The sequence below is a fragment of the Pseudomonas sp. 1L-B-1-E-C1 genome, from assembly GCF_057291835.1.
The window spans coordinates 73,266-98,042 of record NZ_JBXAWN010000002.1 but is presented as its reverse complement, the minus strand read 5'-3'; the positions used below and the strand labels follow the sequence as shown (position 1 = coordinate 98,042).

Genomic DNA, 24,777 nt, shown 5'->3' with positions numbered 1-24,777 from the left:
AGAGGCCCTCCCCGACTGCAAAAATTCATGCACTGACTGGAAAAAACCATCATGACCAAGAAACGCCTGTCCCACCCAGTCAAAGCACTGGCCCTGGCCTTCGGCCTGTTCAGCTCGGCGGTATTCGCTGCCGATGCGCCGCTGAAAGTCGGCACCACCGCCGCGTTTGCCATTCCGCTGGAAGCCGCCGTCGAAGAGGCCTCCAGGCAAGGCCTGAAAGTCGAGCTGGTGGAATTCACCGACTGGATCGCGCCCAACGTCAGCCTCGCCGCTGGTGATATCGACGTGAATTACTTCCAGCACATCCCGTTCCTGGAAAATGCCAAAGCCGCGTCCGGTTTCGACCTGGTGCCGTTCGCACCGGGGATCATCAACAACGTCGGCCTGTATTCGAAGAAATACAAAAGCTTCGATGAGCTGCCCGAAGGCGCCAGCGTCGCCATCGCCAACGATCCGATCAACAGCGGTCGCGGTCTGCAATTGCTCGCCAAGGCCGGGTTGATCACCTTGAAACCGGGGGTCGGCTACAAGGCCACCGAGGACGACATCGTCGCCAACCCGAAGAAGATCAAGATCCTTCAGGTCGAAGCTGTGCAACTGGTGCGCGCCTATGACGACGCCGATCTGGTCCAGGGTTACCCGGCCTATATCCGCCTGGCGAAGACCTTCGATGCCGGCTCGGCGCTGCTGTTCGACGGTCTCGATCACAAGGAATACGTGATCCAGTTCGTCATCCAGCCGAAGAGCAAAACCGACCCGCGCCTGATCAAGTTCGTCGACATCTATCAGCATTCGCCAGCCGTTCGCGCGGCGCTGGATAAAGCCCACGGCAAGCTCTATCAGGCCGGTTGGGAAAGCTGAACATGACTGCCGCGATCCAACGGCGACTGGAGCTTCCAGAGCCACACAATGCTGAACAAACCGAGCTGCACCCCGAGTTTAATCGCGCCCACGTACGCTTTATCGGCCTGGGCAAAACCTACAACGGCCGGCAAGGCCCGGTCGCGGCTTTGCAGGGCATCGACCTGGCAATCCAGCGCGGGGAAGTGTTCGGCATCATCGGCCGCAGCGGCGCCGGCAAGTCGTCGTTGATCCGCACGATCAATCGTCTCGAGCAACCGACATCGGGCCGCGTGCTGATCGATCAGGTCGATATCGGCGAGTTCGATGAAGACCGCCTCGTCGCCCTGCGCCGACGCATCGGCATGATCTTCCAGCACTTCAATCTGATGTCGGCCAAAACCGTCTGGCAGAACGTCGAGTTGCCGCTGAAAGTGGCCGGTGTGCCGAAAGCGCAACGCGAGAACAAGGTCTGCGAACTGCTCGAACTGGTCGGCCTGCAAGGCAAGCACAAGGCATACCCGGCGCAGCTTTCCGGCGGGCAGAAACAGCGCGTCGGCATCGCCCGCGCACTGGTGCATGACCCGGACATTCTGCTCTGCGATGAAGCGACGTCAGCGCTGGATCCGGAAACCACGCAGTCGATCCTTGGTCTGTTGCGCGAGATCAACAAACGCCTGGGCCTGACCATTGTGCTGATCACTCACGAGATGGCGGTGATTCGCGAGATCTGCGACCGCGTCGTCGTGCTCGAGCATGGCCATGTGGTCGAGCAAGGGCCGGTGTGGCAAGTGTTCGGCAATCCGCAACACGCAGTCAGCCAGACCCTGCTGGCGCCGCTGCAGCACGCCCTGCCGGAAGAATTGCAAAGCCGTTTGCAGGCGCAATCCACGGCTTCTGATGCGGCGGTGGTGTTGCGTTTGCAGTTCACCGGCAGTGCGGCAGACGAGCCGGATCTGGCCGCGTTATTCGCTGCATTGGGTGGCCGGGTGAAGCTGCTTCAGGGCGGTGTCGAACGCATTCAGGGTCATGCGCTGGGGCAGCTGTTGCTGGCCGTCAGCGGCTCGACTTTCAGCGCCGAACAATTGCGTGAACGCGCCGGACACTGGGCGCAACGGGTGGAGGTATTGGGTTATGTGGTTTGATCGCTTGCTGCAGGGTTTTATCGACACCTTTTTGATGGTCGGCGTGTCGTCGCTGATCGCGCTGCTGGCGGGCATTCCCATGGCGGTGATTCTGGTAACCAGTGACAAGGGCGGGATCTACCAAGCGCCGGTGTTGAATCGTGCGCTGGGTGCATTCGTCAATCTGTTCCGCTCGATTCCATTCCTGATCCTGATGGTCGCGCTGATTCCATTCACCCGCCTGATCGTCGGTACAACTTACGGTGTATGGGCGGCTGTGGTGCCGCTGACGATTGCTGCGACGCCGTTCTTTGCACGAATTGCCGAGGTCAGTCTGCGCGAGGTCGATCATGGCCTGATCGAAGCCGCGCAGGCCATGGGTTGCCGGCGCTGGCACATCGTCTGGCATGTGCTCTTGCCCGAGGCGCTGCCGGGGATTGTCGGCGGCTTCACCATTACCCTGGTGACCATGATCAATTCGTCGGCGATGGCCGGGGCAATTGGCGCTGGCGGACTGGGGGATATCGCCTATCGCTACGGCTATCAGCGCTTTGACAGCCAGATCATGTTGACGGTGATTGTGTTGTTAGTGGCGTTGGTGGCGGTGATTCAGTTGGGTGGGGATCGGTTGGCGCGGGGGCTCAACAAACGCTGAGTAAAGGGTTAGCTTCCTTCACCGGTGGGACCGATCTTTCATCTGTGCCGCCCCCCGGGGCGGACTTCCGCTGCATTTCGTCAATTAGAAGCTTGAGGCAATGGCGGTTTTAGCCATTGATCAAGTTGTAAAACAAACTGCTGTTTTCCTGCCTCGCCCGATAAAGCTGACTCATACTTTTTGCCGCAAAAACAATGCTGTCCGCGTTATTGAGTGCCATTTGCGCGCGCATATGAGGAGCCTCATTAAACATGGAAATCGAAGTTTCAAGATCCAGCATACCTGGAAGCCCCATATAATTCTCAACGGACGTAATGAAGTCACGATGGGACGCCGGATACCTTTCTGAAAACTCTGAATTTAAACCACCATTCATAATAGCTTCTGAAATCCCTCTAGCCGGGAGTTCGTACTGCATCACTGGATAGTTCAAGATTTCCGGACTTCTGGAATTCAAATAGAAATTATCCACCGCATTCGGCCCAACAGCGCTAATTCTGTTAACCCTGTTCAGATGCAATAATTCGTGCCCCAAAACCATTGCAAAATCACCATCGACCCTAGATAAGTTAATAGCAATTCGTCCATAAAAATCGTCTGGTCTGACCTCCGCGTTTGAGTGCCTCTGAGGTCCCGGACCGCCTACAAAACCTAAAAACTTCCCTCTTGCTGCCTGTCCGCCATAAGCATTTGTCATATCTAACCCACGCATCCAAACGTGTGAAAGCTGATTTTCTACTGTCCTGTATTCAGGTCCAAAATAACTTTGTAAAACTGCCGGAGATTCTGTAAAGCCTTGGGCTAATGCATAAATCGCTTCAGAAAACACTTGTCCCATTTCGGGTAGCTGTGAGCTTATGATGGCTGATAGATGCATAGGAAACTGATCAAGTCCGCGTGACACAATCCGCTTACCTGATTGAACGAGAGATATTTCAATAAAATCATTTTCGCCTTCATAAAACCACCTCCCATCCAGATCATTATTAACGACAGGCTTATTCGCAACAAAACAAAATAAATTCAATCCATTAACTGCTCCTGCAGGATCGCCACTTATCCAGCGCTGCAACCACGACGCATAATATCGATATCCGTAATAGTAAAGCCCGGTAGCATCGCGTTCTTTTCCGGAATAGCGAATCGTTTTATTTTTCGCCGCCAATGCATTTTTACCCGCCCAGCACGCCGTACCTCCAAACGGATAATAGTGCTCCTGACTCAATAGCCCGGCGTCCTCATCCAATTCGAGTGTGCTGGAAGCGAGATGATCGCTGAGGCTGTACCGCACCTGATCGACTTCTACCTCGCTTGCCCAATGCAGTACTCGTACCTGATTGCGCCCTGCGTCGACATTGATTACATGGCGTTCGACACCTTCGACCTCGTGATGAATTTCGAGACCCGACAGATACCGGACCTCTGCTTTCAGGGTCCGCTCGGACGCTAGAGTGACCGTTGTTTTACGCAGCCGATGGCCAGGCTCGTCGTAGCCATAACATTCGTAGTCATCGATCTCATTCGCGCGTTGCACCAGCACAACCCGGTTTAACTCATTGCGTATGTTCCACGTCATGGCCTGTCCGCGCTGCAACTCCAGCTGATTACCCACTGCGTCAAATCCCAGCGCTATCTCCGCTTCTCCGGGCAACGAACCATCGTCGCGCTGCGCCAGGCTTCGATTGCTGTAAGCCGAAGTGAACATGGAAAAGGCCAGCGCACCGCTGTGGTGACGAGTGATGAGATTACCCGCCGCGTCGTAAGCAAATGTCTGCGTGTAGTTGCGCCGTTGATTGGGATCCAGCGGCGTTGGCAGCAGATCCGGCAAGGCCGGACCATGGCTGGGCTGGCTGACTTCCCAACCGCTTGCCTCGACCAGTTGATAACGGCTGTCGTAGCGATACCGACTGACCGGATCGATGCGTTGATTGTTGAACCAGGACACGACTTGAGTCTTGTCTTCCAGGCTGACGATGTTGCCTACCGGATCGTAGATGTAATTCAAATCCTGCAACGGCTTTTGCGCGCCGACACTGGCGAGCAGTCTGAGCAAACGGCCGTCATCGCGGCTGTATTCGGCACGGGCGATGACGCCGTTGCCGGCCGTTTCGCTTTCGATCTGACCCTGCGCGTTGTAGCGAATCGCGCTGACCAGGCACTTCGGCTGCCTGCCCTCGCCGGCCTGCAACAGCCAGGTCGCGCAAGCTTGCCCGGCGATGTTGTAATGCTGGGTCCGAAGGTTGCCTACCGCGTCGGTGTGATGCTGCAAGTCGCCGGTTGGAGTGAAAGTCTGCCGGGTGACGTAGGTGGTTTCCTCGAGGCAGGCATCCCGCCGATCGGGATCGAGTGGCCAGTCAGGTGTCTCGAGTTCGATCAAAAACCGTCGCGACTCCACCACCACTGCACCGCCGAGGCCGTAATCATCGAAGTGCCGATTGCCGGCCGGGTCGTCATGGCGGATCGGTCGACCGCACTGGTTGTGCAGCGCGCGATCATCGGTGGCTTTTGCATAGATCCAGCGCTCGACCACGCGAGACTGCCCGTCGTGCGCTTGCTCGGTGAGGGCTAGCGGTCGCTGCAGATCATCGTATTGGCGATGACTCTGGCTGCCCCGCGCATCCCAGCCAGAACACATCGAACCCGCTTCATTCAACAGCAGCACCTGCCAGCCGGCGTCGACGCTGTCTGTGAGTAACTCTTGACCGCTCAATGCGTAGAGTGTGGCCAGATTCGGCTTGGGCGCAACGCCGTACAAACGCGGATCCCACGAGGCTACCTGACGCCCCGCCTCATCAAAGATCTGCCGGGTGATGCGCGATTCGATGTCGGCTTTATGCGGGTGTCGGTAATAGGCAACGCTGCGAATCGCCAGTGCGCGCGGGTCAATGACCGACAAAGTCGGAGTGTTGGTGTCATGGCGAGTGCCCATTTGGAGCGAGTCCTTGGCATCTTTGACACCAAGACTGTGCTTATTCTGGTCGCGCCGCTACTGTAAAAACTAACAGGTCAACTTCTTCCAATGACTCAACCGCCAGGATTCAGGAAAACCATTTTTTGAAAAAACCCTGTTTGTGGGGCTTTTCGTAATAAGCGATGAAGTTGGCGATGGATCGGACGGGCGATCCTTCTTCAGGCCTTCTGTAAAGCAATTCGTCGTGTGTTCCAACCACGCCGATTCCCGCCGAATGACCACCATCAAGGTTCACCGACCATCCACCAGCACCGTTCATCCTCTCGATCCTGGCCATTACCCTGGACCATTCGGGCATCGTATAGCCAGTCGCTGTCTCGCTGCGCCCGGTGCTACCGCCCCATGCCAAACGCGTACGCTGCCCGTTATCTGTTCCGCCAGGCAAACTTATGCCGGAGCGAATGTTAGGTGAACCTGCATGACCCAATTTCCCAGGCTGATTATTCCTGGGGTTGAAGAGAAATTTAGTGAGACCCAACAGGCTTTCTGGAAAAACAGCTTCTCCGCGTTGCGAAAGCAAAGGCCCGGATTCAATCCTCGATCCATCTCCCATTCGGACTGTCACGAAATGCTTTCGGTAGTCTGAAGGCACCGGCGCGTAAACCTGACTTTTACCGCCGATCTTGGTTGGGCCAATCGGCGCAAATGGGGAAACACTTCTGCGGGCCTGATTCTGCATATTAAAAAAACCGCCGTTGATGTAAGCAACGACACCTGCGTCCGGAGTTGCTGCTTGCGCCTTGATATTTTGTCCCGACGCCGTGTTCAGACGAAAGCCTGTCTCCGCTCCCGCTACTTTGCTTCGCAAGGTCGAATCAAGCGACAAGTAGGCAAGGCTTCTATCACCCACGACACGTCGAGTCATATTCATCCCCATCCGATTGAACAATGCATTACCGCCGACAATATCGACTGCCACAATTCCCCGCGCCACCGTGCGTACCCAGACACCGTCTCTTGACGCCACTACTCCTGCATAAGCTCTGCGCCAACGATCCTGCGCATCACTTCGCTCCAGACCGTCGGGGTCAACCAGATTTGTCGGGTTGTTTGCGACCATTGCGTACACATTCAATCCGTCCCTCTGCGGATCCGCACTTATCCATCGCTGTAGCCAAGGCGCGTAATAGCGGTAACCGTAGTAATAAAGCCCCGTTGCGTCTCGCTCCTTGCCAGAATATCGAGCAGTTTTGTATGTCGCCGCCTCCGCATTTCTACCAGCCCAACAGGCAGTTCCTCCAAAGGGATAATACTGCTCCAGTGTCAAAACACAGCCTTCATCATCCAGCTCCACGGTGGAGGAGCCAACGAGATCGTCATAGCTGAAACGCAGTTGGTCCGGGTGTCTGGCGCAAGGCCAGTGCAACAGCTTTACAGAAGCTCGACCGATTCCGATTTCGATCACTTGATACTCTTCACCTCCGGCACGTCGGTGCAATTGGAGACCGGAAAGGTAGCGAACCTCACTATCCAGAATTCGCACCGCAGTCTGTCGGATAAACACTTTGCGCGAACGATGTCCGGAAATGTCATAACTAAAGCATTCGTAATCGTCGACCTCTGCCTCGCGTTGAACCAGCACTACGCGGCTCAGCTCATTGCGCACGTTCCACGTCATGGCCTGTCCGCGCTGCAACTCCAGCTGATTACCCGCTGCGTCAAATCCCAGCGCTATCTCCGCTTCTCCGGGCAACGAACCATCGTCGCGCTGCGCCAGGCTTCGATTGCTGTAAGCCGAAGTGAACATGGAAAAGGCCAGCGCACCGCTGTGGTGACGAGTGATGAGATTACCCGCCGCGTCGTAAGCAAATGTCTGCGTGTAGTTGCGCCGTTGATTGGGATCCAGCGGCGTTGGCAGCAGATCCGGCAAGGCCGGACCATGGCTGGGCTGGCTGACTTCCCAACCGCTGGCCTCGACCAGTTGATAACGGCTGTCGTAGCGATACCGACTGACCGGATCGATGCGTTGATTGTTGAACCAGGACACGACTTGAGTCTTGTCTTCCAGGCTGACGATGTTGCCTACCGGATCGTAGATGTAATTCAAATCCTGCAACGGCTTTTGCGCGCCGACACTGGCGAGCAGTCTGAGCAAACGGCCGTCATCGCGGCTGTATTCGGCACGGGCGATGACGCCGTTGCCGGCCGTTTCGCTTTCGATCTGACCCTGCGCGTTGTAGCGAATCGCGCTGACCAGGCACTTCGGCTGCCTGCCCTCGCCGGCCTGCAACAGCCAGGTCGCGCAAGCTTGCCCGGCGATGTTGTAATGCTGGGTGCGGAGGTTGCCAACCGCGTCGATATGATGCTGCAAGTCGCCGGTTGGAGTGAAAGTCTGCCGGGTGACGTAGGTGGTTTCCTCGAGGCAGGCATCCCGCCGATCGGGATCGAGTGGCCAGTCAGGTGTCTCGAGTTCGATCAAAAACCGTCGCGACTCCACCACCACTGCACCGCCGAGGCCGTAATCATCGAAGTGCCGATTGCCGGCCGGGTCGTCATGGCGGATCGGTCGACCGCACTGGTTGTGCAGCGCGCGATCATCGGTGGCTTTTGCATAGATCCAGCGCTCGACCACGCGAGACTGCCCGTCGTGTGCCTGCTCGGTGAGGGCTAGCGGTCGCTGCAGATCATCGTATTGGCGATGACTCTGGCTGCCCCGCGCATCCCAGCCAGAACACATCGAACCCGCTTCATTCAACAGCCGCACCTGCCAACCGGCGTCGACGCTGTCTGTGAGTAACTCTTGACCGCTCAATGCGTAGAGTGTGGCCAGATTCGGCTTGGGCGCAACGCCGTACAAACGCGGATCCCACGAGGCTACCTGACGCCCCGCCTCATCAAAGATCTGCCGAGTGATGCGCGACTCGATGTCGGGTGCATCCGGATGCCGGCAATAACCGACGCTGCGGATCGCCAGCAAACGAGGGTCGATGACTGAAAGCGTCGGCGTGGCGGTGTCGTGGTGAACATTCATGGTCACAAGCGCCCTTGCTCATCTTTGGGTGAAGAATGAGCGTTTTTTCCGAGTGTCGATACTGTAAGAACTATCAGGTGCTGCCATCTGTTCATCGCAAGTGCTCGCCGGCCTCTTGGCTGTATTGCGCGAATCCCGGTTGTCAGTGAACGCTGGGCCAGACTGGCGCGCGGACTGAATAAGCGCTAAGGTCGATAGCGGCAGGTGGCCACCACCTGCTGAGCAGGTGATCGCACAAATCAAGGCAACGCCCTTAGCAAAATTCAGATACTTCCTACACAGGTTTTATCGTTTCGCCAGCCCGAACCACGCGGGTTTGCAGGACGATTCCTAGAATATTTTGCCCGCTTGTACCCGAAATATCCGGTAGCTAATCTCCGCTCGTCACTGTTTTGCAGTGACCGGATTCCGTTGTCCGGATTCGCTGGGCGTGCAGTCAGGCCTGACCTCGGCAGAGGCTTTGAGCTATCCGATTGGCTGTGCGCAGTGCACTTTCGAGTGCGCCGATAACTGGCGGCCGGCGACTGATCTGCGTGCAGCCGCCGTCCTGCTCGTTTAGTCGCGAAATGGTTGGCTCCCACTTGAAGTCAGGAGTTTACCCATGGAAAAAAATCTTGCCGATCCGCCACTCAGCCTTACCTCCAGCAAGCGGTTCACCGAGGATTTGCTCAAGGATCGCTCTGCACTGTGCCGCGCCGTCGACTCGCATCTGGCCGGCAATCAGGTCACGTCGCAGGGACAGAAACGCGTCTACAGCATCAGCGAAGATGTGACGCTGGAGGACGCCCAGTTGTATGTTGCCGATCTGCTGCGCTGCGCTTCGGTGACCGTCCATCAATGCGGTGACCAGCTCGGGGGCGCGGATCGAGCCATGGTGTTCTCGGTCTGGCATCTGCTGGAAATGGCCAAGGCGATGATGGACCGTTCGATCGACTGTCTTGGAGCGAAGCAGCACTGAGGCCTGGCCACCATCGCCGCCTGTGCTGTCGCTAGCGCAGGCGGCGTTTTTTTGCCGGTGAAAAAGCTTATAGTCCGCTCTCTCATCGCCAATACAGCATCAATCATGAAGCAGACGCCCAGCGACCTCGAACACATCACCGCCACGACACTGGGTCATTACAACTCGGTGGCCGAGGATTTCCGTGAAGGCACTCGCGATCACGATGTCAGCCAGAACATTGAAGCCTTGCTGCGCCATATCCCCGGCGCGGCGCCTTTGACGATTCTGGATTTCGGCTGCGGTCCGGGTCGGGATTTGCAGACTTTCACGCGCATGGGCCACGTCGCGATCGGCCTCGATGGCTCGCAGGAATTCGCGCGCATGGCCCGCGAGGACAGCGGTTGCGAAGTCTGGCAGCAGGACTTTCTCAAGCTTGATCTGCCGGCGGAGCGCTTCGACGGGATCTTCGCCAATGCCGTGCTGTTTCATGTGCCGTTGCAGGTTTTGCCGCAAGTGCTACGGCAACTGCACGGCACCCTGAAACCGGGCGGCGTGCTGTTCAGCTCCAATCCGCGCGGGGACAACCGGGAAGGCTGGAACGGCCCGCGTTACGGCTCTTATCACGATCTGGAAGCCTGGCGTGGGTTGCTGACGACGGCGGGTTTTGTCGAGCTTGAGCATTACTACCGCCCCGCCGGGTTGCCGCGTGAGCAGCAGCCGTGGCTGGCGAGCGTATGGCGCAAAGTCTGAGTCAAGGCGCCGCCTGGACCTGATACTGGCTGTCGCTACCGTCCGGTAACAGCGCAGTCAGGCTTTGTGCCAATAACGTCCGGCCCTGCCAATTGCGTGGAGCGGCGTCGAAATTGGCCAGCAGTCGCGTGCCGTCGGCAAACGTCGTCTGCTGTAGCAGGCGATCCTCGCTCAACCAGTCAAAAGCTGTCAGCGCTTGCGTCGCCAGCCGTTCGTGCAGCGGACGAAAGAAATGGTTCTGACGCACAATCAACGGCAAGCGCTGATCAAGGCTGGCCGCGCTCAGGTGGTACAGCGGCGGTACGTTGTAGAGCAGTTGGGTGAGTTCGTTTTCCACCCGCACGTCGCTCAGCTTCAGGTTATCGAACAACCAGTGATGACTGGTGATGACAGAACCGTGGAATACCGCCTGATACAGCGGTAGACGGCTGGCGGGAGCGAAATGAACGCGTCGGTAGTCAGCCTTCAGCCGGGTCGACTTGAAAAACACCGCCGGCTGCTCCGGCGGGTACCACCGACCGACGAAAAACTCCGATTGGCCCGGCTGGCTCATTTCGCTATCGCCCCAGCCGATTACCGGTGTCTGCATGCCATGGGCGAACAGCAAACCCTGAGCGGTGACCGCATTGCCGTCCTCGGAACCGCTCGGCAGTTGCAATACATGGTTGATCCAGCGCGATGCAGCCACGTTGCCCTCGGCATTCTGCGCCTGGGTCATCGGCGCGCCGGGACGGTAACTGTCGAACAGCATGCCAGCGGCGTAAGCGTCGAGAAACCAGCTGTTGAATCCTACGGACTTCTGGATCGCATTGATGCGCCGCTCCAGCAACGGTCGTACACATCGCGGATCGGTGTAGTGACCGGATTGCTGAAACCCCCTTTTGAGCGCGCCGCTTTGCAGCATGATCGCGCATTCGGTATTGGCAAGGTCGCCCAGGTGCGCGGTCGTCCAGTGCGGATTTTCGTCTCGGCGCAGGGCGGTTTCATAGGAGTCATACGGGGCGATCAGATACCCCGCCGCGACGGCAGCGCGAATTGCCTCCGGGTGCCAGAGTCCACCTTCCCAGCCCTCGCCGAGTCCCAGCCATAAACGCGACAGCCCGGCGTTCTGTAATCGTTCGATGGTCAGGCGCGACAAGGTGCTGCCCCAGCGCGAGGCATCAGACGTCAGCGCATCCTTCAGAACAACCGCCAGTTGCGCGCGCACATCAGCATACCCGTTGGCCAGCGCCTGCATGTCCGGGACCGCGCGCGCCTGCCAGGTTTTGCGCGCCTGAGTGTTCAACGCCTGATTCAGGCCGCGCAACAGCAAAGTCTGCTGATACCGATTGAGTACGGTTTCGCTGGCGACCAGCCGCAGCGCTTCGCCATCCATCGCCGTACGAAGCTCACTGACCAGCAGCCCCGGGCCGCGCAGTCGGGCAATCAGCAGTGGCCAATTACGCACATCATCGCGGCCGAGCAGATCGGTGCCCCACAGATAGACATGCGCCGCACCGATCAGCTTCGCGGCCTGCGGGGTCTTGACCAGCTTGCTCTGTAAGGTTTCATACTGACCGGTTTCGACCAGCCACTGTTTGTAGCGCTTCGCGCCGGCCAACGGATCCGCGCCACCGAGAAACAGCCTGAAGGTCAGCGGCGTCGACGGTTCAAGCGAAGTGAAACGATGCCTGGCTGACAACCCCAAAGCATCACCCGCTGCCTTGAAACGCAGCTGATTGTTGTAGGGATTGGTCAGCAGCCAGTGCAGGCTGAAGTCCGCGTATTCCATGCCCCATAGCGGCAGACTCAGATCCTGGGTGGTATTGAGCACGCCTTGCGCGAGCAGGAATTTTTGCCACACCGCATCACCGCGCGGCACATAGCGTCCTTCGGCAAGCGGCCAGATGAGCGCTTGCCCCATTGCACTGGCGGGCTGATGAATAAACTCGATTTCCGAGGGCGCCCGGGCCGTGATCGAAAACGACAAGTCACGCTGCTCAAGAACAACGCGAAGCGCCCAGCGCCCGTCGTCCCACTGCCAGTCGATACGATTGCCGTGCCTGACCAATCCACCGACCTTGTGCCGCAACACTCCAGCCGATGCTTGCACTGCCGGACGGCCGGCGGGCTCTACGCGCACCGCCAGCGTCGCGGGATCGATCCGCACCCGCCACAGATCGTTTTCCAGCAGCACCTCGGCCAGCGCCACCGGCGACAGGCTTAACAATGCGAGCAACAGCAGTCCGCGTAATTTGCCGGAACCAGTCGACATCGGGCGTCCCTCCACGAATGAAGGAGGGACGTTAGCGCAGTCCTCTCACGCTGTAAGTCAGACCTTTCCCAAAGATGCGAGGATCAACCTCACTGCGCCGGTTTTTCGTCTTTCTGCGGCTCGCGAATCTTGTACCAGGCCACATACAGCGCCGGTAGAAACAGCAGCGTCAGCAGCGTCGCCACGACAATCCCGCCGATCATCGCGTAGGCCATCGGCCCCCAGAACACTTCCCGGGCGATAGGGATCATGCCCATGCTCGCCGCTGCGGCGGTAAGCAAGATGGGTCGGCGTCGGTGTTCGGTGGCTTCGACCACCGCGTCCCACGGCGCATAGCCTTTCTGCTCGAACTCGTCGATCTGGGTCACCAGGATCACCGAGTTGCGGATGATGATGCCGATCAGCGCGAGAATCCCGAGGATCGCCACAAAGCCCATCGGCGTGCCGGTCGGCACCAGCGCCAGGACTACGCCGATCAATCCGAGCGGCGCGACACTGGCGACCAGAAACATCTTCTGCACGCTGTGCAACTGGATCATCAGGAACGTCGCCATCAGAAACAGCATCAGTGGCAGCACCTTGGCAATCGGCCCCTGGGCCTTGCCGCTTTCCTCGACCGTACCGCCGGTGGCGACCTTGTAGCCGACCGGCAGTTTCGAGGCAAAAGCGTCGATCGACGGCTTGAGCAGTTTCACCAGATCGGTCGGCTGAATCTCGTCGCGCACCGAGGCCTTGATGGTAATGGTCGGCAAGCGGTCACGACGCCACACCAGTGGCTGCTCCAGTTCATAGCGCACGGTGGCGAACGCCAGCAGCGGAATCGAGGTGCCGCTCGGCGTGACGATCTGCAGGTTCTGCAGGGTTTCCGGGGTACCGCGCTCGGAGTCCACCGCGCGACCGACCACGTTGATCAGGTAGATGTCGTCATCGACCTGGGTCAATGGCGAGCCGCTGACGATGCTGTTCATCAGGTTGGCGACGTCTTCGGATGACAGCCCGAGTTGCCGCGCCTTGTCCTGGGCGATGTCGATGCGCAGGACTTTGCCCGGTTCGTTCCAGTCGTAAATGATCTCGCCGATGTGCGGGTTCTTGTCCAGCTCGGTGGCCAGGTCGATGGCGTGTTTGCGCACCTGATCGACGTCCTTGCCGCTGACTCGATACTGGATCGGACGCCCCACCGGCGGGCCCATTTCCAGGGCCTGCACGTAGCTGCCGATGCCGACGAAGTCTTTGTGCAGCCGCTCACGCAAGCGCTGGCTGAGGGCCTCGCGGGCTTCGAAATCCTTGCTGACGATCACCAGTTGCGCGTAGTACGGGTTCTGCAATTGCTGATCGAGGGGCAGGTAGAAACGGATCGCGCCCTGACCGATGTAAGTGCTCCAGCGCACGATGTCCGGATCGCCCTTGAGCGTTGCTTCGAGCTTGTCCACCGCTTTGCGGGTTTCATCGATCGAGGCGTTTTGCGGCAGGTTCAGGTCGACGAGTATTTCCGGGCGGTCGGATGCCGGGAAAAACTGGTTCTGTACGAAGCGCATGCAGAACACCGCCAGCACGAACAACAGCACGGTGACGCCGATTGCCCACCAGCGATTGCGCATGGCCCACAACAGGCCGCCGTTGAACGCTCGGCCAACGCGACCCGGCTCGGCATCATGGGCCTTCACCTTGTCGCTGAGGATGTGCACGCCAATCACCGGCGCGAAAAACACCGCCACCACCCACGAGACGATCATCGCCACCGCGATCACCGCGAAAAGCGTGAATGTGTACTCACCGGCAGAGCTGGCATTCAAGCCGATGGGCACGAAACCGGCGACGGTCACCAGCGTACCGGTGAGCATGGGGAACGCCGTCGAGGTGTAGGCGAAGGTCGCCGCCTGCTCCTTGCTCTCGCCCATTTCCAGGCGCGTGACCATCATTTCCACGGTGATCATCGCGTCGTCCACCAGAAGGCCGAGGGCGATGATCAGCGCGCCGAGGGAAATCCGCTGCATGGTGATGCCGCTGTATTCCATGAACACAAACACCATCGCCAGCACCAGCGGAATCGAACAGGCCACCACCAGGCCGGCGCGCACGCCGAGGCTGATGAAGCTCACCACCAGCACGATGATGACCGCTTCGAACAATGCGCTGGTGAAACCGCCAACGGCCTCTTCCACCACCACCGCCTGATCGGAAACCGTGTGCACACCGACGCCGACAGGCAAGTCGGCGGTGAGCTGGTCGATGCGCTCGTGCAGTGCTTTACCGAATTCCTGAACGTTGCCGCCCTTCTGCATGGCAATCGCCAGGCCAATCGCCGGTTTGCCGTCGAAGCGGAATTCCGGCGTCGCCGGGTCAACGTAGCCACGGCTGATCTCGGCAATGTCGGCCAGACGATAGAAGCGATCGTTGAGCTTGAGATTGACCTCGGCGAGGTCTTTTTCCGAAGCGAACTGGCCCGAGGTGCGTACGGAAATCCGCTCTGGCCCCGCCTCGATCACCCCGGCCGGGGTCACGGCGTTCTGCGATTGCAGGCTCTGCACCACTTGGCGCTGGTCGATACCCAGCGCTGCGAGTTTGCGCGTGGAGAAATTCAGGTAAATCGTTTCGTCCTGCTGGCCGACCATTTCGATCTTGCCCAGCCCCGGCACGTTGCGGATTTCCGCACGCGCCTGTTCCACGTAATCGCGCAACTGGCGCATGGTCAGGCCGTCGGCAGTGAAGGCGTAGACCGAGCCGTACACGTCACCGAATTCATCGTTGAATCCCGGCCCTTGGATCCCTTGGGGAAACTGGCCGCGAATGTCGTCGATCTTCTTGCGCACCTGGTACCAGATTTCCGGGATGTCCTTGGCACTGGTGGTGTCGCGCAGGTACACGTATACCGTCGATTCGCCGGGGCGCGTGTAGCTTTTCACGTAATCAAGGGAATCGAGCTCTTCGAGTTTTTTCTCGATGCGGTCGGTGACCTGTTTGAGGGTCTCCTCCTGCGTCGCGCCCGGCCATTTGGTCTGGATCACCATGGTCTTGATGGTGAAAGACGGGTCTTCCTCACGGCCCAGATTGAAGTAGGAAAAAACACCCATCAGCAACCCGACGAACATCAGGTACCACACGAAAGACTGGTGCTTGAGGGCCCATTCGGAGAGGTTGAAAGAGCCTTTCATTGACTGTCCTCGTCAAGTTTTACCGATTGTCCGGGTTTGAGACTGTTGACGCCGGCGCTGACCACGCGCTCGCCGTTTTGCACGCCGCCAGCGAGTACCACACTGTGGTCGCCACGGCTGACCACGCTGACGTCTCGCGGGTTAACGGTTTTGTTTTGCGTGTCGATCACCCAGATCCGGGTTTTGCCATCGACTTCCTGCAACGCAGTGAGCGGCAGTTCGATGCGCGGTTTGATTGCCGAACTGAGGGTTACGCTGATCGCGGTGCCGAGGCGGAAACCGTCCGGCGTATCCGACAACGTCAGGCGAGCGCGGCGGGTGCGCGTCGCACTTTGTGCCTGGGGCTCGATCTCGCGGATGATCGCCGTGGTGTTGATGCTCGGGTCGAGTTGCGCAGCCACCGAGAACACCACGTCGCTGGGCAACTGATCGACCAGCGTATCGGGCAGATCGATCACGGCTTCCTTGATGTCCGGTTGTGCCAGGGTCACCACTTGTTGCCCGGCAGTTACCACTTGCCCGGCTTCGGCGTTCCACGCAGTGACCACGGCTTTGTGATCGGAGCGCAGCTCGGTGTAGCTCAGTTGATCCTTGCTCTGGCTGACCGCCGCGCGCGCCTGATCGAGCGAGGCCTGGGTGGTTTTCAGATCGGTGTTGGCGACGTCCAGTTGCGCCTGCGCACCGACGCCGCGATCGAACAGCGCTTGCTGACGGCGTGCGTTGGCCTGGGCGTTGATCAGTTGCGCCTGGATTCTCGCCAGATCGCCTTGGGCCGAACGCAACTGATTCTGCTGGTCGGACGGGTCGAGGGTGGCGAGCAAAGTGCCCTTCTGCACCTCGGCGCCGACATCGACGTTACGCCGGGCGATCCGGCCGCCGACGCGGAAACCGGTGTTGCTCTCATAGCGCGCCTGAATGCTCCCGGCAAAGCGCCCGAGGCTTTCTTCGTTCAGCGCTTTGACCGTGACCGACAGCACCGGGCGTACCGGTTCCGGTGGTTTTTCCTTTTCCGAGCAGGCGCCCAGCAGCAGCGCCATGCACAACAGGCCGAGACGCTTCATGGCTGCGCTCCCGGTTGCAGATCCTTGTAGGTGTTTTCGGCAATCTCGACTTTCATCCCGGGGTGCAGCAACTGACCGCCAGCGACGATGACTTTTTCGCCGCCCTTGAGGCCTTCGCTGATGATCACTTTGCCGGTCAGGTAACGACCGACCGTAACCGTATGCAACTGCGCTTCGCCCTTGTCATCGACCAGCCATACCGCCGGGTCGCTGATGTTTTTCGTCAGCGCCGACCATGGCAGTTCCACCGCCGATTTGCCGGTGCCTTTGGCGGTGGCGCTCACGACCGAACCGAGCTGCATGCCCGGCGGCAGTTTGTCGAGGCTGACCTTGACCTGCACGGTGCCCGATTGCGCCGACACCGAGGGGGTAATTTCACGCACCGTGCCCGTGGTCTTGATCTCGGGGTTGTCGAGCAGGCTGACCACGATCGAGCGATCAGACGGACGCTCGGCCAGCAGCGATTCGTAGACATTGAACACCGCGTCGCGGTCGCCATCGCGGGCAAGGCTGAACATCGGTGCGGTGGCCTGTACCACCTGGCCGACTTCAGCCTGGCGCTCGGTGATCACGCCCGGTGCATCGGCGATGAGTGAGGTGTAGCTGAGCTGGTCCCTGGCGTTGGCCAACTGCGCCTGCGCCGCGCTCAATGCGCTCTGGCTGCTGCGCAGCGCCGCTTGCGCCGAATCGTATTCGCTCTGACTGGTGTAGCCCTTGGGCAGGAGTTTTTGCTGACGGACGAAGGCCGCTGCTGCCTGCTTGACGCGGGCCTGTTCAGCGACGACCTGGGCCTGAGCGGAATCGACGTTGGTCTGCAGGTCTTTCGGATCGAGTTTGGCCAGCACCTGTTTGGCCGTGACCCGGTCGCCGACATCGACCATACGCTGAATGATCTTGCCGCCGACGCGGAACGACAGCTGCGTCTGCACCCGCGCCTGCACATCACCGGTGAGGGTCACCGCTGCGGCGTAGTTGGCCGGTTCGACCGCTTGCACAAAGACCCGTGGCAGGTATTCCTGAGCAGGTTTCTTGTCGCCGCAAGCGGTGAGCAAAGTGAACAGACTCAGCATGACCGCTGTTTTCATTCCGGGACTTGCCATGCAGACTCCTTCCTGTGTACGAACGTGCAAGTGACGATACGACTGTGAGCTTAGAACAGGGTTCAACGTTCGCCTGAGCGATCACAACATTTCCGTGCAGGAGCTGCCGAAGGCTGCGATCTTTGCTTTTTCAAGATCAAAAGATCGCAGCCTTCGGCAGCTCCTACAAGGGCCGCCCGAAGATAAGGAATTCCATGCTTCATACCCTGGCAGTGGCCAATTACCGCTCGATCAACAAACTGGTGATTCCGCTCGGGCGGCTGAACCTGATTACCGGGCCCAATGGCAGCGGCAAGTCCAACCTCTATCGCGCCTTGCGCCTGCTGGCGGAAACCGCGCAGGGCGGCGTGGTCAATGCGCTGGCGCGTGAGGGCGGGCTGGAATCGACGTTCTGGGCCGGGCCGGAAACCATCAGCCGGCGCATGCGCAACGGCGAAGTGGCGATCGAACCGACGGTGCGCCAAGGGGTGAAGCGGCTGCGCCTGGGATTTGCCGGCGAGGATTTCAGTTACGCCATCGGCCTGGGCCTGCCGGAGCCGAGCCGTTCATGTTTTTCTCTCGATCCCGAAATCAAACGTGAATGCATCTGGGCCGGCCCGGTGTTTCGCCCGGCGAGCCTGCTGGTCGACCGTAACGGCCCGATGATCCGTGCCCGCGAAGGTCGCGCCTGGGATGTGCTGGCGCAACACACGCCGAACTTCGACAGTCTGTTCGATCAGGTCGGCAATCTGCGCAGCTCGCCGGAGGTGTTCCAGATGCGCGAGTTCATCCGCCGCTGGCGCTTCTATGATCACTTTCGCAGCGATGCCGACGCGCCGGTGCGTCAGCCGCAATTGGGCACGCGCACGCCAGTGTTGCACCACGACGGTCGCGATCTGGCAGCAGCCTTGCAGACGATTATCGAAATCGGCGACCCGGATGCCTTACGCGCAGCGATCAGCGATGCGTTTCCCGGTGCGCGGCTGAATATTGCGCCGTTGGCTGGTGGGCGTTTCGCTATCGAGTTTTATCAGGAAGGCTTGCTGCGTCCGTTGTCGGCGGCAGAATTGTCGGACGGGACCTTGCGCTATCTGCTGCTGGTCGCTGCACTACTGACTCCGCGACCGCCATCGCTGATGGTGCTCAACGAACCGGAAACCAGCCTGCATCCGGACCTGCTGCCGGCGCTGGCGCGACTGATCATCCGCGCTTCAGAGCAATGCCAGGTGTGGGTAGTGTCCCACGCGCGGCGGCTGATCTCGGCATTGCAGGAAGATCCGCAGTGCAATTGCATCGTGCTGGAGAAGACGCTGGGGCAGACCGGGATTGTCGGGCAGCGGGTGCTGGATGAGCCGGCGTGGCATTGGCCGGATTGAGAGGTGCCTTAAGAATTCGCGAGCAGGCTCGCTCCCACAATCGTACACGGTCGAATGTGGGAGCGAGCCTGCTCGCGAAAGCGATTCAAGCGTCACCGCTGGATCCAATAACTAGCCCTGCCACTTGCCCCCTTCAACAATCACACTCTCAGGCCGGGTGTCATCACTCAGCTCTTTGCGCACATATTGGTCATAGAGCTTGAGCAGGTATTTCTCCTCGCCCAGTTTGGCCAGCTCGCTGTTGACCCAGTCACGTAACTCCAGATTGCCCTTCTTCACGGCCGGCGCAATCGGCGCCTCGGCGCCCAGTTTTTCCTCGAGCACGCGATACCCCGGATTCTGTTTGGCCCAGCTGAACAGCACCAGATTGTCCTGCGCATAGGCATCGCCGCGACCATTGGCCAAGGCTTGCAGCGATTCGGAGTTCTTCTCGAACTTGAGCAGTTTCCAGTCCGGGTGGTTCTTGGTCAGCCAGATATCAGCGGTGGTGCCGGTGGTGACAATCGTGGTGCGCGTCGCCAGATCATCGAGTTTTTTCACCGAACTGCCCTGCGGCACCAGCGCCTGCACGGCGACCTTGAGGTTCGGGTTGGTGAATTCCACCGCTTGCTTGCGCTCCGGGGTCACGGTCATGTTGGCGAGGATCAGGTCGACCTTGTCGCTTTGCAGAAACGGAATGCGGCTGGCCGGCTCGACGGCAACGAACTCGACCTTGTTTTCATCGCCGAGCAGATCCTTGGCGAAGCGCCGGCCGATGTCAGTGTCGAAGCCGACGTAACGCCCGGCCTCATCGACGAAACCGAACGGTGGCTTGTCGGTGAAGACGCCGACAATCAGTTTGTCGCGGGCCTTGATCTTGTCCAGATAACCGGCAGGCGCGGCGCTTTCGCTGGCGACCTTCGGCTTTGGCGGCTCCTCGGTTTTGCCGCAACCGGCAAGCAAGGCGAGGCTGAGCAGAGGCATTAACAGAGCGGCAGTTTTCATAGCGGTTCCAGTTCCTTTGTCGGATTCGTTTCTGGCAGTGTGGCAACGAAGGAGAACTTCTCCAGAAACTGCTGCGCGCGTGCGGTTTGCGGGTTCGTAAAGAAAATCTCGGGCGGGGACTGTTCAAGGATGCGCCCGGCATCCATGAACACGATGCGGTCGGCCACCGCGCGGGCGAAGGCCATTTCGTGGGTGACGATCAACAGGGTCATGCCTTCGCGGGCCAGGCCCTGAATGACCTGCAGCACTTCCTTGACCATTTCCGGGTCGAGGGCGGCGGTGACTTCGTCGAAGAGCATGACCCGTGGATTCATGCACAGCGACCGGACAATGGCGATGCGTTGCTGCTGGCCGCCGGAGAGCTGACGCGGAAAGGCATCGCGCTTGTCCAGCAGGCCAACACGCTCAAGCAAGGCTTCGGCCTGCTGTTGCGCTTCGCGGCGCTGACGCTTTTGCACCTTGAGCGGGCCGAGCAGCAGATTGTCGAGCACGTTCATGTGCGGGAACAGGTGATAACTCTGGAACACCATGCCGATCTGCTGACGGATTTCGCGCCAGTCAGTGGCTTTGTCCAGCAGCTCCCGGCCGACGAATCTCAGGCTGCCGCTGTGCGCCTCTTCCAGGCCATTGAGGCAACGCAGCAAGGTGCTTTTGCCACAGCCGCTGGGGCCAAGAATGACGATCACTTCGCCGCTCTGCACGTGCAGGTCGATGCCGTTGAGCACCTGCTGCGCGCCATAGAATTTGTTGAAGCCGTGAAACTCGATCAGTGCGCTCATGCTTGCGTCCAGCGCCGCTCCAGCACGCGCGAGGCGGCCGACAACGGGTAGCAGATGAAAAAGAAAAACAGGAACAGCGCGCCGTAGATCAGTACCGATTCGTAAGTGCGCTCGATGATCTGTTGGCCGACCTTGATCACATCGACGACGCCGATCAGCACCGCCAGCGAGCTGGTCTTGATGATCCGCGTGTAAACGTTGATGGTCGGCGGCGTCATGCGCTTGAGCGCTTGCGGCAGCAGCACGTAGCCATACAGTTGCGCAGCGTTCAGACCGATCGAAAGCCCCGCTTCGCGCTGCCCGCGCGGTAATGAATGCAGCGCACCGCGCGCCACCTCGCCGACCTCGCTGGCGCCCCACAGCGACAGCACCAGCACCGCGCACCAGAAGCTCGGCAGGCTCAGGCCGAAAAAAATCGGCAGACCGAAGAACAGCAGATACAACCAGACCAGCACCGGGATCGCCCGGAACAACTCCAGATAGATGCGCAACATCGCGTTCAGCCACGTTACGTTCAACGTGCGCAACACGCCGTAAAGCACGCCGCCGACCGTACTGATGGCGATGCTCAGAAACGAGATCGACAAGGTTTGCCCGGCGCCTTTGGCCAGTTGCGGCAACGACACCCAGAGCAGTTCAAGACCCGAACTGGCCATGCTGGAGCCTCCTTTCCAGACGGCTGAGCAACAGCGACAGCGGCAGGAACAGCAGCACGCAGATCAGCGTCAGCACGGCGAGCATTTCGTAGGTTTTGTAGTAGAGCGCAATGTAGCTCTTGGTGGTGTAGAGGATTTCCGGCACCGCGACCGCCGAGACCACGGTGGTTTCCTTGAGCAGAAAAATGAAATTGGCGAACAGCGACGGCAAGCTGAGAATCCCCGCCTGCGGCAGGATCACATAACGCAGCAATTGCCCGTGCGACAGACCAATCGAACGGCCGGATTCCAGCTGCGCCTGGGGGACTGCATCGACACCGGCGCGCAGCACTTCGGTGAGGTAGGCACCGCCAAGGAAGGTCATGGTGATGATTGCCGCAGTGAAACCGGAAACCTGGATCCCCACTGCCGGCAAAGCGAAGTAGACGAAGAACAGCTGAATCAGCAGCGGCGTGTTACGCGCCAGCTCTACATAGAGGCTGACGAGTTTGCGCAGGTAAGGCGTGCGGAACACCAGAATCGTCGCGTTGAGCAGCGCCACCAGCAGCGAAGTGCCGATCGCGATCAATCCGACCTGCAGGGTCACACCGACGGCCTTGAGAAAGGCCGGCAGGGTGCTGAGGATAAAGGCGTAGTCAAAAGTCATGAGCGTCCTGACGCTGCTCGGTAAGCGGCGGTGATGCAATCCATGGACGGCGGGTGGCTGTCCGGCAGGCACTGACTTTATAGGTATAAAAACAAGAATTTAAATACCGTTAAAGCATATTGATATCACCCAAAAAACTATCCTGTGGGTTTGCCGGGAAAGAATAAGAAGGCTATTTTTCTTTGCGCTGTAGGACGGATCTTTTTTTCACGAAAGACCTCCAAGGACCCACAGCTTTTGGCCAGACTCTCCGGCCCATTCATCACAAGGAAGAAAGACATGGACGTAAAAGTGCCGCAGCGGCTGGATCCGCAGGACATTGTGAAATTGTTGGTGGCGTTGCGCCGGGCGCTGCAGGCGCAGGTGGCCTGAAGTAACGGCAAGATCAAAAGATCGCGGCCTTCGGCAGCTCCTACAGGGGAACGCGGTCTCCTGTAGGAGCTGCCGAAGGCTGCGATCTTTTTTTGGGCACGCACAAAAACGCCGATGCCCATCACTGGCCATCGGCGTTTTTACATCAGATCAAAGCGTCAGATCAGAACGCCGGCAACACCGCGCCGCTGTACTTCTTCTCGATGAAGGCTTTGACTTCCGGACTTGTCAGGGCCTTGGCCAGTTTCTGGATCGCGTCGCTGTTCTTGTTGTCCTCACGGGCCACCAGGAAGTTCACGTACGGCGAGTCAGCGCCTTCGATCACCAGCGCATCTTTCTGCGGGTTCAGCTTGGCTTCCAGCGCGTAGTTGGTGTTGATCATGTCCAGATCAACTTCTTTCAGTACGCGCGGCAGCAGGGCCGATTCCAGTTCCTTGAACTTGAAGTTGTGCGGGTTCTTGGCAATGTCTTTTGGCGTTGCCAAAGCGTTTTTCGGGTCTTTCAGTTCGATCAGACCGGCCTTCTGCAGCAGGATCAGCGCACGGCCGCTGTTGCTGCCTTCGTTAGGGATGGCGATGGTCGCGCCGTCCGGCAGTTCAGCCAGGGTCTTGTACTTGCTCGAGTAGCCACCGAACGGCTCAACGTGGACGCCCTGCACGGTCACCAGGTACTTGGATTTGTCGTCCTTGTATTTGCCCTGGTTGAAGCTGTTCAGGTACGGCAGGGTCTGGAAGTAGTTGGCGTCCAGACGCTTCTCGCCAACCTGTACGTTCGGTTGCACGTAGTCGGTGAAAACCTTGATTTCCAGGTCCACGCCTTCTTTGGCCAGGGTCGGCTTGATCAGCTCGAGAATTTCAGCGTGTGGCACCGGCGTTGCGGCAACCACCAGTTTCTCGCCGGCGTTGGCCAAAGAAGCCGTGAGCGCAGCCGCCAATGCGGTAAACAACAGAACCTTTTTCATGCAGTGTCCTTATCGAAAATCACGGTCGTCATCGACGACGGCATTAATACGTGTGCCAGTGAAGTGATATCGCTGGCGTGAGGCGGACAATACCCGGATTTTTTATTCCCGGACAATAACGTTTATTCAGCTTCATATTCCATTTTGTTCATACAGCTCTACCTCACCTGTAGGAGCTGCCGAAGGCTGCGCTCTTTTGATTTTCAAGGCTTTGAGACAGCTGAAGATCAAAAGATCGCAGCGTGCCGCAGCTCCTACAGGAGTTTGGCGTTCGCCAGAAGTTGCTTCAGAGCGGCTTGGTCAGCGGTGGAGCCGGTGGTCAGGATCTGTTTGATCTGGCTTTCGATCTGCGTCAGCACCGGCGGCAGGTTCAGATGCTCCGGCAGAATCTCGTCACCTGTGCTGACCAGCAGAGCGAAGTGAATGACGTTTTCCAGTTCGCGGGTATTCCCTGGCCAGCTGTGTTGTTCGAGTACACGCTGCGCGGCTTCGCTGATCAGCGGCACGGGCAGGTCGAGACGCTGGCTATAGATGCCGAGAAAATACTCGGCGAGCGAGAGGATGTCGCCGGTGCGCGCGCGCAACGCCGGCAGCTCCAGATGACCCTCGCTGAGGTAGTGATAGAGCCGCTCGTGGAATTTTCCGGCGTCCACGGCCTGGGCCAGATCGATACTGGTCGCGGCGACCAGGCGCACATCCACCGGGCTCGGCTGATGCGCACCGACGCGGGTGACTTCGTGGTTTTCCAAGGCTGCGAGCAACTTGATCTGGATCAGTAGTGGCAGGTCGCCGATCTCATCCAGGTACAAGGTGCCGCCGTTGGCCGAACCGAACCAGCCGGCGCGGCTGCTGGCCGCACCGCTGTAGCTGCCGGCGGCGTAGCCGAACAGTTCGGCATCGGCGTAGGTCGGGCTGATCGCGCCGCAATTCACCGAAACGAACAGACCGCTGCGGTCGCTGGCGCGATGGATATGCCGCGCGAGCAGCTCTTTACCGGTTCCGGTCTCACCGCGGATCAGCACGGAAATCGAACGGGTCGCCAACTGCTCCAGTTCCTCGCGCAGCTGACGCGAGCGCGGGTCGACAAATACCAGCGCCTTGGCGCGAATGCTCAGGGGGCTTTTTTCCGCGTCGGGAAAGGTCAGCAATGGCTGACCGAAGGTTTCGAAACTCATGGCAGGCTCCCGCCCAAAACCGCCAGCCGAC

General features: G+C 59.2%; 18 protein-coding genes. 6 read left to right on the top strand and 12 right to left on the bottom strand.

Annotated features, from left to right (window positions below; translation table 11 throughout):
* The first annotated feature begins 51 nt into the window (after positions 1-51).
* The 3 genes from AC0Z4S_RS04135 to AC0Z4S_RS04125 are packed head-to-tail and all read left to right on the top strand — an operon-like array spanning position 52 to position 2,619.
* On the top strand, positions 52-861 hold the full coding sequence (locus AC0Z4S_RS04135) for a MetQ/NlpA family ABC transporter substrate-binding protein (RefSeq protein WP_485622165.1): 810 nt from the start codon (positions 52-54) through the stop codon (positions 859-861).
* Between the two features lie 2 nt (positions 862-863).
* Positions 864-1,985: a methionine ABC transporter ATP-binding protein gene (locus AC0Z4S_RS04130; protein WP_485622164.1), complete on the top strand. Its 1,122-nt coding sequence runs from the start codon at positions 864-866 to the stop codon at positions 1,983-1,985.
* Complete coding sequence (locus AC0Z4S_RS04125) at positions 1,975-2,619, top strand: methionine ABC transporter permease (protein WP_485622163.1); 645 nt, start codon at positions 1,975-1,977, stop codon at positions 2,617-2,619. The genes AC0Z4S_RS04130 and AC0Z4S_RS04125 overlap by 11 nt, the downstream gene beginning before the upstream one ends.
* A 109-nt stretch (positions 2,620-2,728) precedes the next feature.
* On the opposite strand, the gene AC0Z4S_RS04120 is transcribed toward AC0Z4S_RS04125, so the two are convergent.
* On the bottom strand, positions 2,729-5,548 hold the full coding sequence (locus tag AC0Z4S_RS04120; protein WP_485622162.1) for an RHS repeat domain-containing protein: 2,820 nt from the start codon (positions 5,546-5,548) through the stop codon (positions 2,729-2,731).
* A 109-nt stretch (positions 5,549-5,657) separates the two neighbouring features.
* Entirely contained in the window at positions 5,658-8,561 is a 2,904-nt protein-coding gene (locus tag AC0Z4S_RS04115) for an RHS repeat-associated core domain-containing protein (protein ID WP_485622161.1), read from the bottom strand.
* 601 nt (positions 8,562-9,162) lie between these two features.
* On the opposite strand from AC0Z4S_RS04115, the gene AC0Z4S_RS04110 reads away from it, so the two are divergent.
* Both AC0Z4S_RS04110 and AC0Z4S_RS04105 read left to right on the top strand, forming a co-directional pair.
* Positions 9,163-9,519, top strand: a complete 357-nt coding sequence (locus tag AC0Z4S_RS04110) for a DUF6124 family protein (protein WP_485622160.1) — start codon at positions 9,163-9,165, stop codon at positions 9,517-9,519.
* A gap of 105 nt (positions 9,520-9,624) precedes the next feature.
* Positions 9,625-10,251, top strand: a complete 627-nt coding sequence (locus tag AC0Z4S_RS04105; RefSeq protein WP_485622159.1) for a class I SAM-dependent methyltransferase — start codon at positions 9,625-9,627, stop codon at positions 10,249-10,251.
* 1 nt (position 10,252) lies between these two features.
* On the opposite strand, the gene AC0Z4S_RS04100 is transcribed toward AC0Z4S_RS04105, so the two are convergent.
* The 4 genes from AC0Z4S_RS04100 to AC0Z4S_RS04085 all read right to left on the bottom strand — a co-directional run bounded on the left by AC0Z4S_RS04100 (position 10,253) and on the right by AC0Z4S_RS04085 (position 17,818).
* A complete protein-coding gene (locus tag AC0Z4S_RS04100) occupies positions 10,253-12,505 on the bottom strand; it encodes a glycoside hydrolase (RefSeq protein WP_485622158.1) in 2,253 nt (750 codons plus the stop codon).
* An 89-nt stretch (positions 12,506-12,594) separates the two neighbouring features.
* Positions 12,595-15,657: an efflux RND transporter permease subunit gene (locus AC0Z4S_RS04095; RefSeq protein WP_253497875.1), complete on the bottom strand. Its 3,063-nt coding sequence runs from the start codon at positions 15,655-15,657 to the stop codon at positions 12,595-12,597.
* On the bottom strand, positions 15,654-16,718 hold the full coding sequence (locus AC0Z4S_RS04090; protein ID WP_485622157.1) for an efflux RND transporter periplasmic adaptor subunit: 1,065 nt from the start codon (positions 16,716-16,718) through the stop codon (positions 15,654-15,656). The genes AC0Z4S_RS04095 and AC0Z4S_RS04090 overlap by 4 nt, the downstream gene beginning before the upstream one ends.
* Positions 16,715-17,818, bottom strand: a complete 1,104-nt coding sequence (locus tag AC0Z4S_RS04085; RefSeq protein ID WP_485622156.1) for an efflux RND transporter periplasmic adaptor subunit — start codon at positions 17,816-17,818, stop codon at positions 16,715-16,717. Before AC0Z4S_RS04085 ends, AC0Z4S_RS04090 begins: the two co-directional genes overlap by 4 nt.
* Positions 17,819-18,012: 194 nt before the next feature.
* Here AC0Z4S_RS04085 and AC0Z4S_RS04080 point away from each other — a divergent pair, with 194 nt between their 5' ends.
* Positions 18,013-19,173: an AAA family ATPase gene (locus AC0Z4S_RS04080; protein ID WP_471878351.1), complete on the top strand. Its 1,161-nt coding sequence runs from the start codon at positions 18,013-18,015 to the stop codon at positions 19,171-19,173.
* Between the two features lie 111 nt (positions 19,174-19,284).
* Here AC0Z4S_RS04080 and AC0Z4S_RS04075 read toward each other — a convergent pair whose 3' ends face one another.
* The 6 genes from AC0Z4S_RS04075 to AC0Z4S_RS04050 all read right to left on the bottom strand — a co-directional run bounded on the left by AC0Z4S_RS04075 (position 19,285) and on the right by AC0Z4S_RS04050 (position 24,746).
* Positions 19,285-20,157, bottom strand: a complete 873-nt coding sequence (locus tag AC0Z4S_RS04075) for a transporter substrate-binding domain-containing protein (RefSeq protein ID WP_485622155.1) — start codon at positions 20,155-20,157, stop codon at positions 19,285-19,287.
* Complete coding sequence (locus AC0Z4S_RS04070; protein ID WP_485622153.1) at positions 20,154-20,936, bottom strand: amino acid ABC transporter ATP-binding protein; 783 nt, start codon at positions 20,934-20,936, stop codon at positions 20,154-20,156. Before AC0Z4S_RS04070 ends, AC0Z4S_RS04075 begins: the two co-directional genes overlap by 4 nt.
* The gene (locus AC0Z4S_RS04065) at positions 20,933-21,592 is read right to left on the bottom strand and encodes an amino acid ABC transporter permease (RefSeq protein WP_485622152.1); all 660 of its coding nucleotides are present in this window, start codon (positions 21,590-21,592) and stop codon (positions 20,933-20,935) included. Before AC0Z4S_RS04065 ends, AC0Z4S_RS04070 begins: the two co-directional genes overlap by 4 nt.
* Positions 21,573-22,238, bottom strand: coding sequence for an amino acid ABC transporter permease (locus tag AC0Z4S_RS04060; protein WP_485622150.1), 666 nt, complete (start codon positions 22,236-22,238; stop codon positions 21,573-21,575). The genes AC0Z4S_RS04065 and AC0Z4S_RS04060 overlap by 20 nt, the downstream gene beginning before the upstream one ends.
* A 535-nt stretch (positions 22,239-22,773) precedes the next feature.
* Entirely contained in the window at positions 22,774-23,571 is a 798-nt protein-coding gene (locus AC0Z4S_RS04055) for a MetQ/NlpA family ABC transporter substrate-binding protein (protein ID WP_471878356.1), read from the bottom strand.
* A gap of 254 nt (positions 23,572-23,825) precedes the next feature.
* Positions 23,826-24,746 (bottom strand): sigma 54-interacting transcriptional regulator, encoded by a 921-nt coding sequence (locus AC0Z4S_RS04050; RefSeq protein WP_485622149.1) that lies wholly within the window; start codon positions 24,744-24,746, stop codon positions 23,826-23,828.
* Between the last annotated feature and the right edge of the window lie 31 nt (positions 24,747-24,777).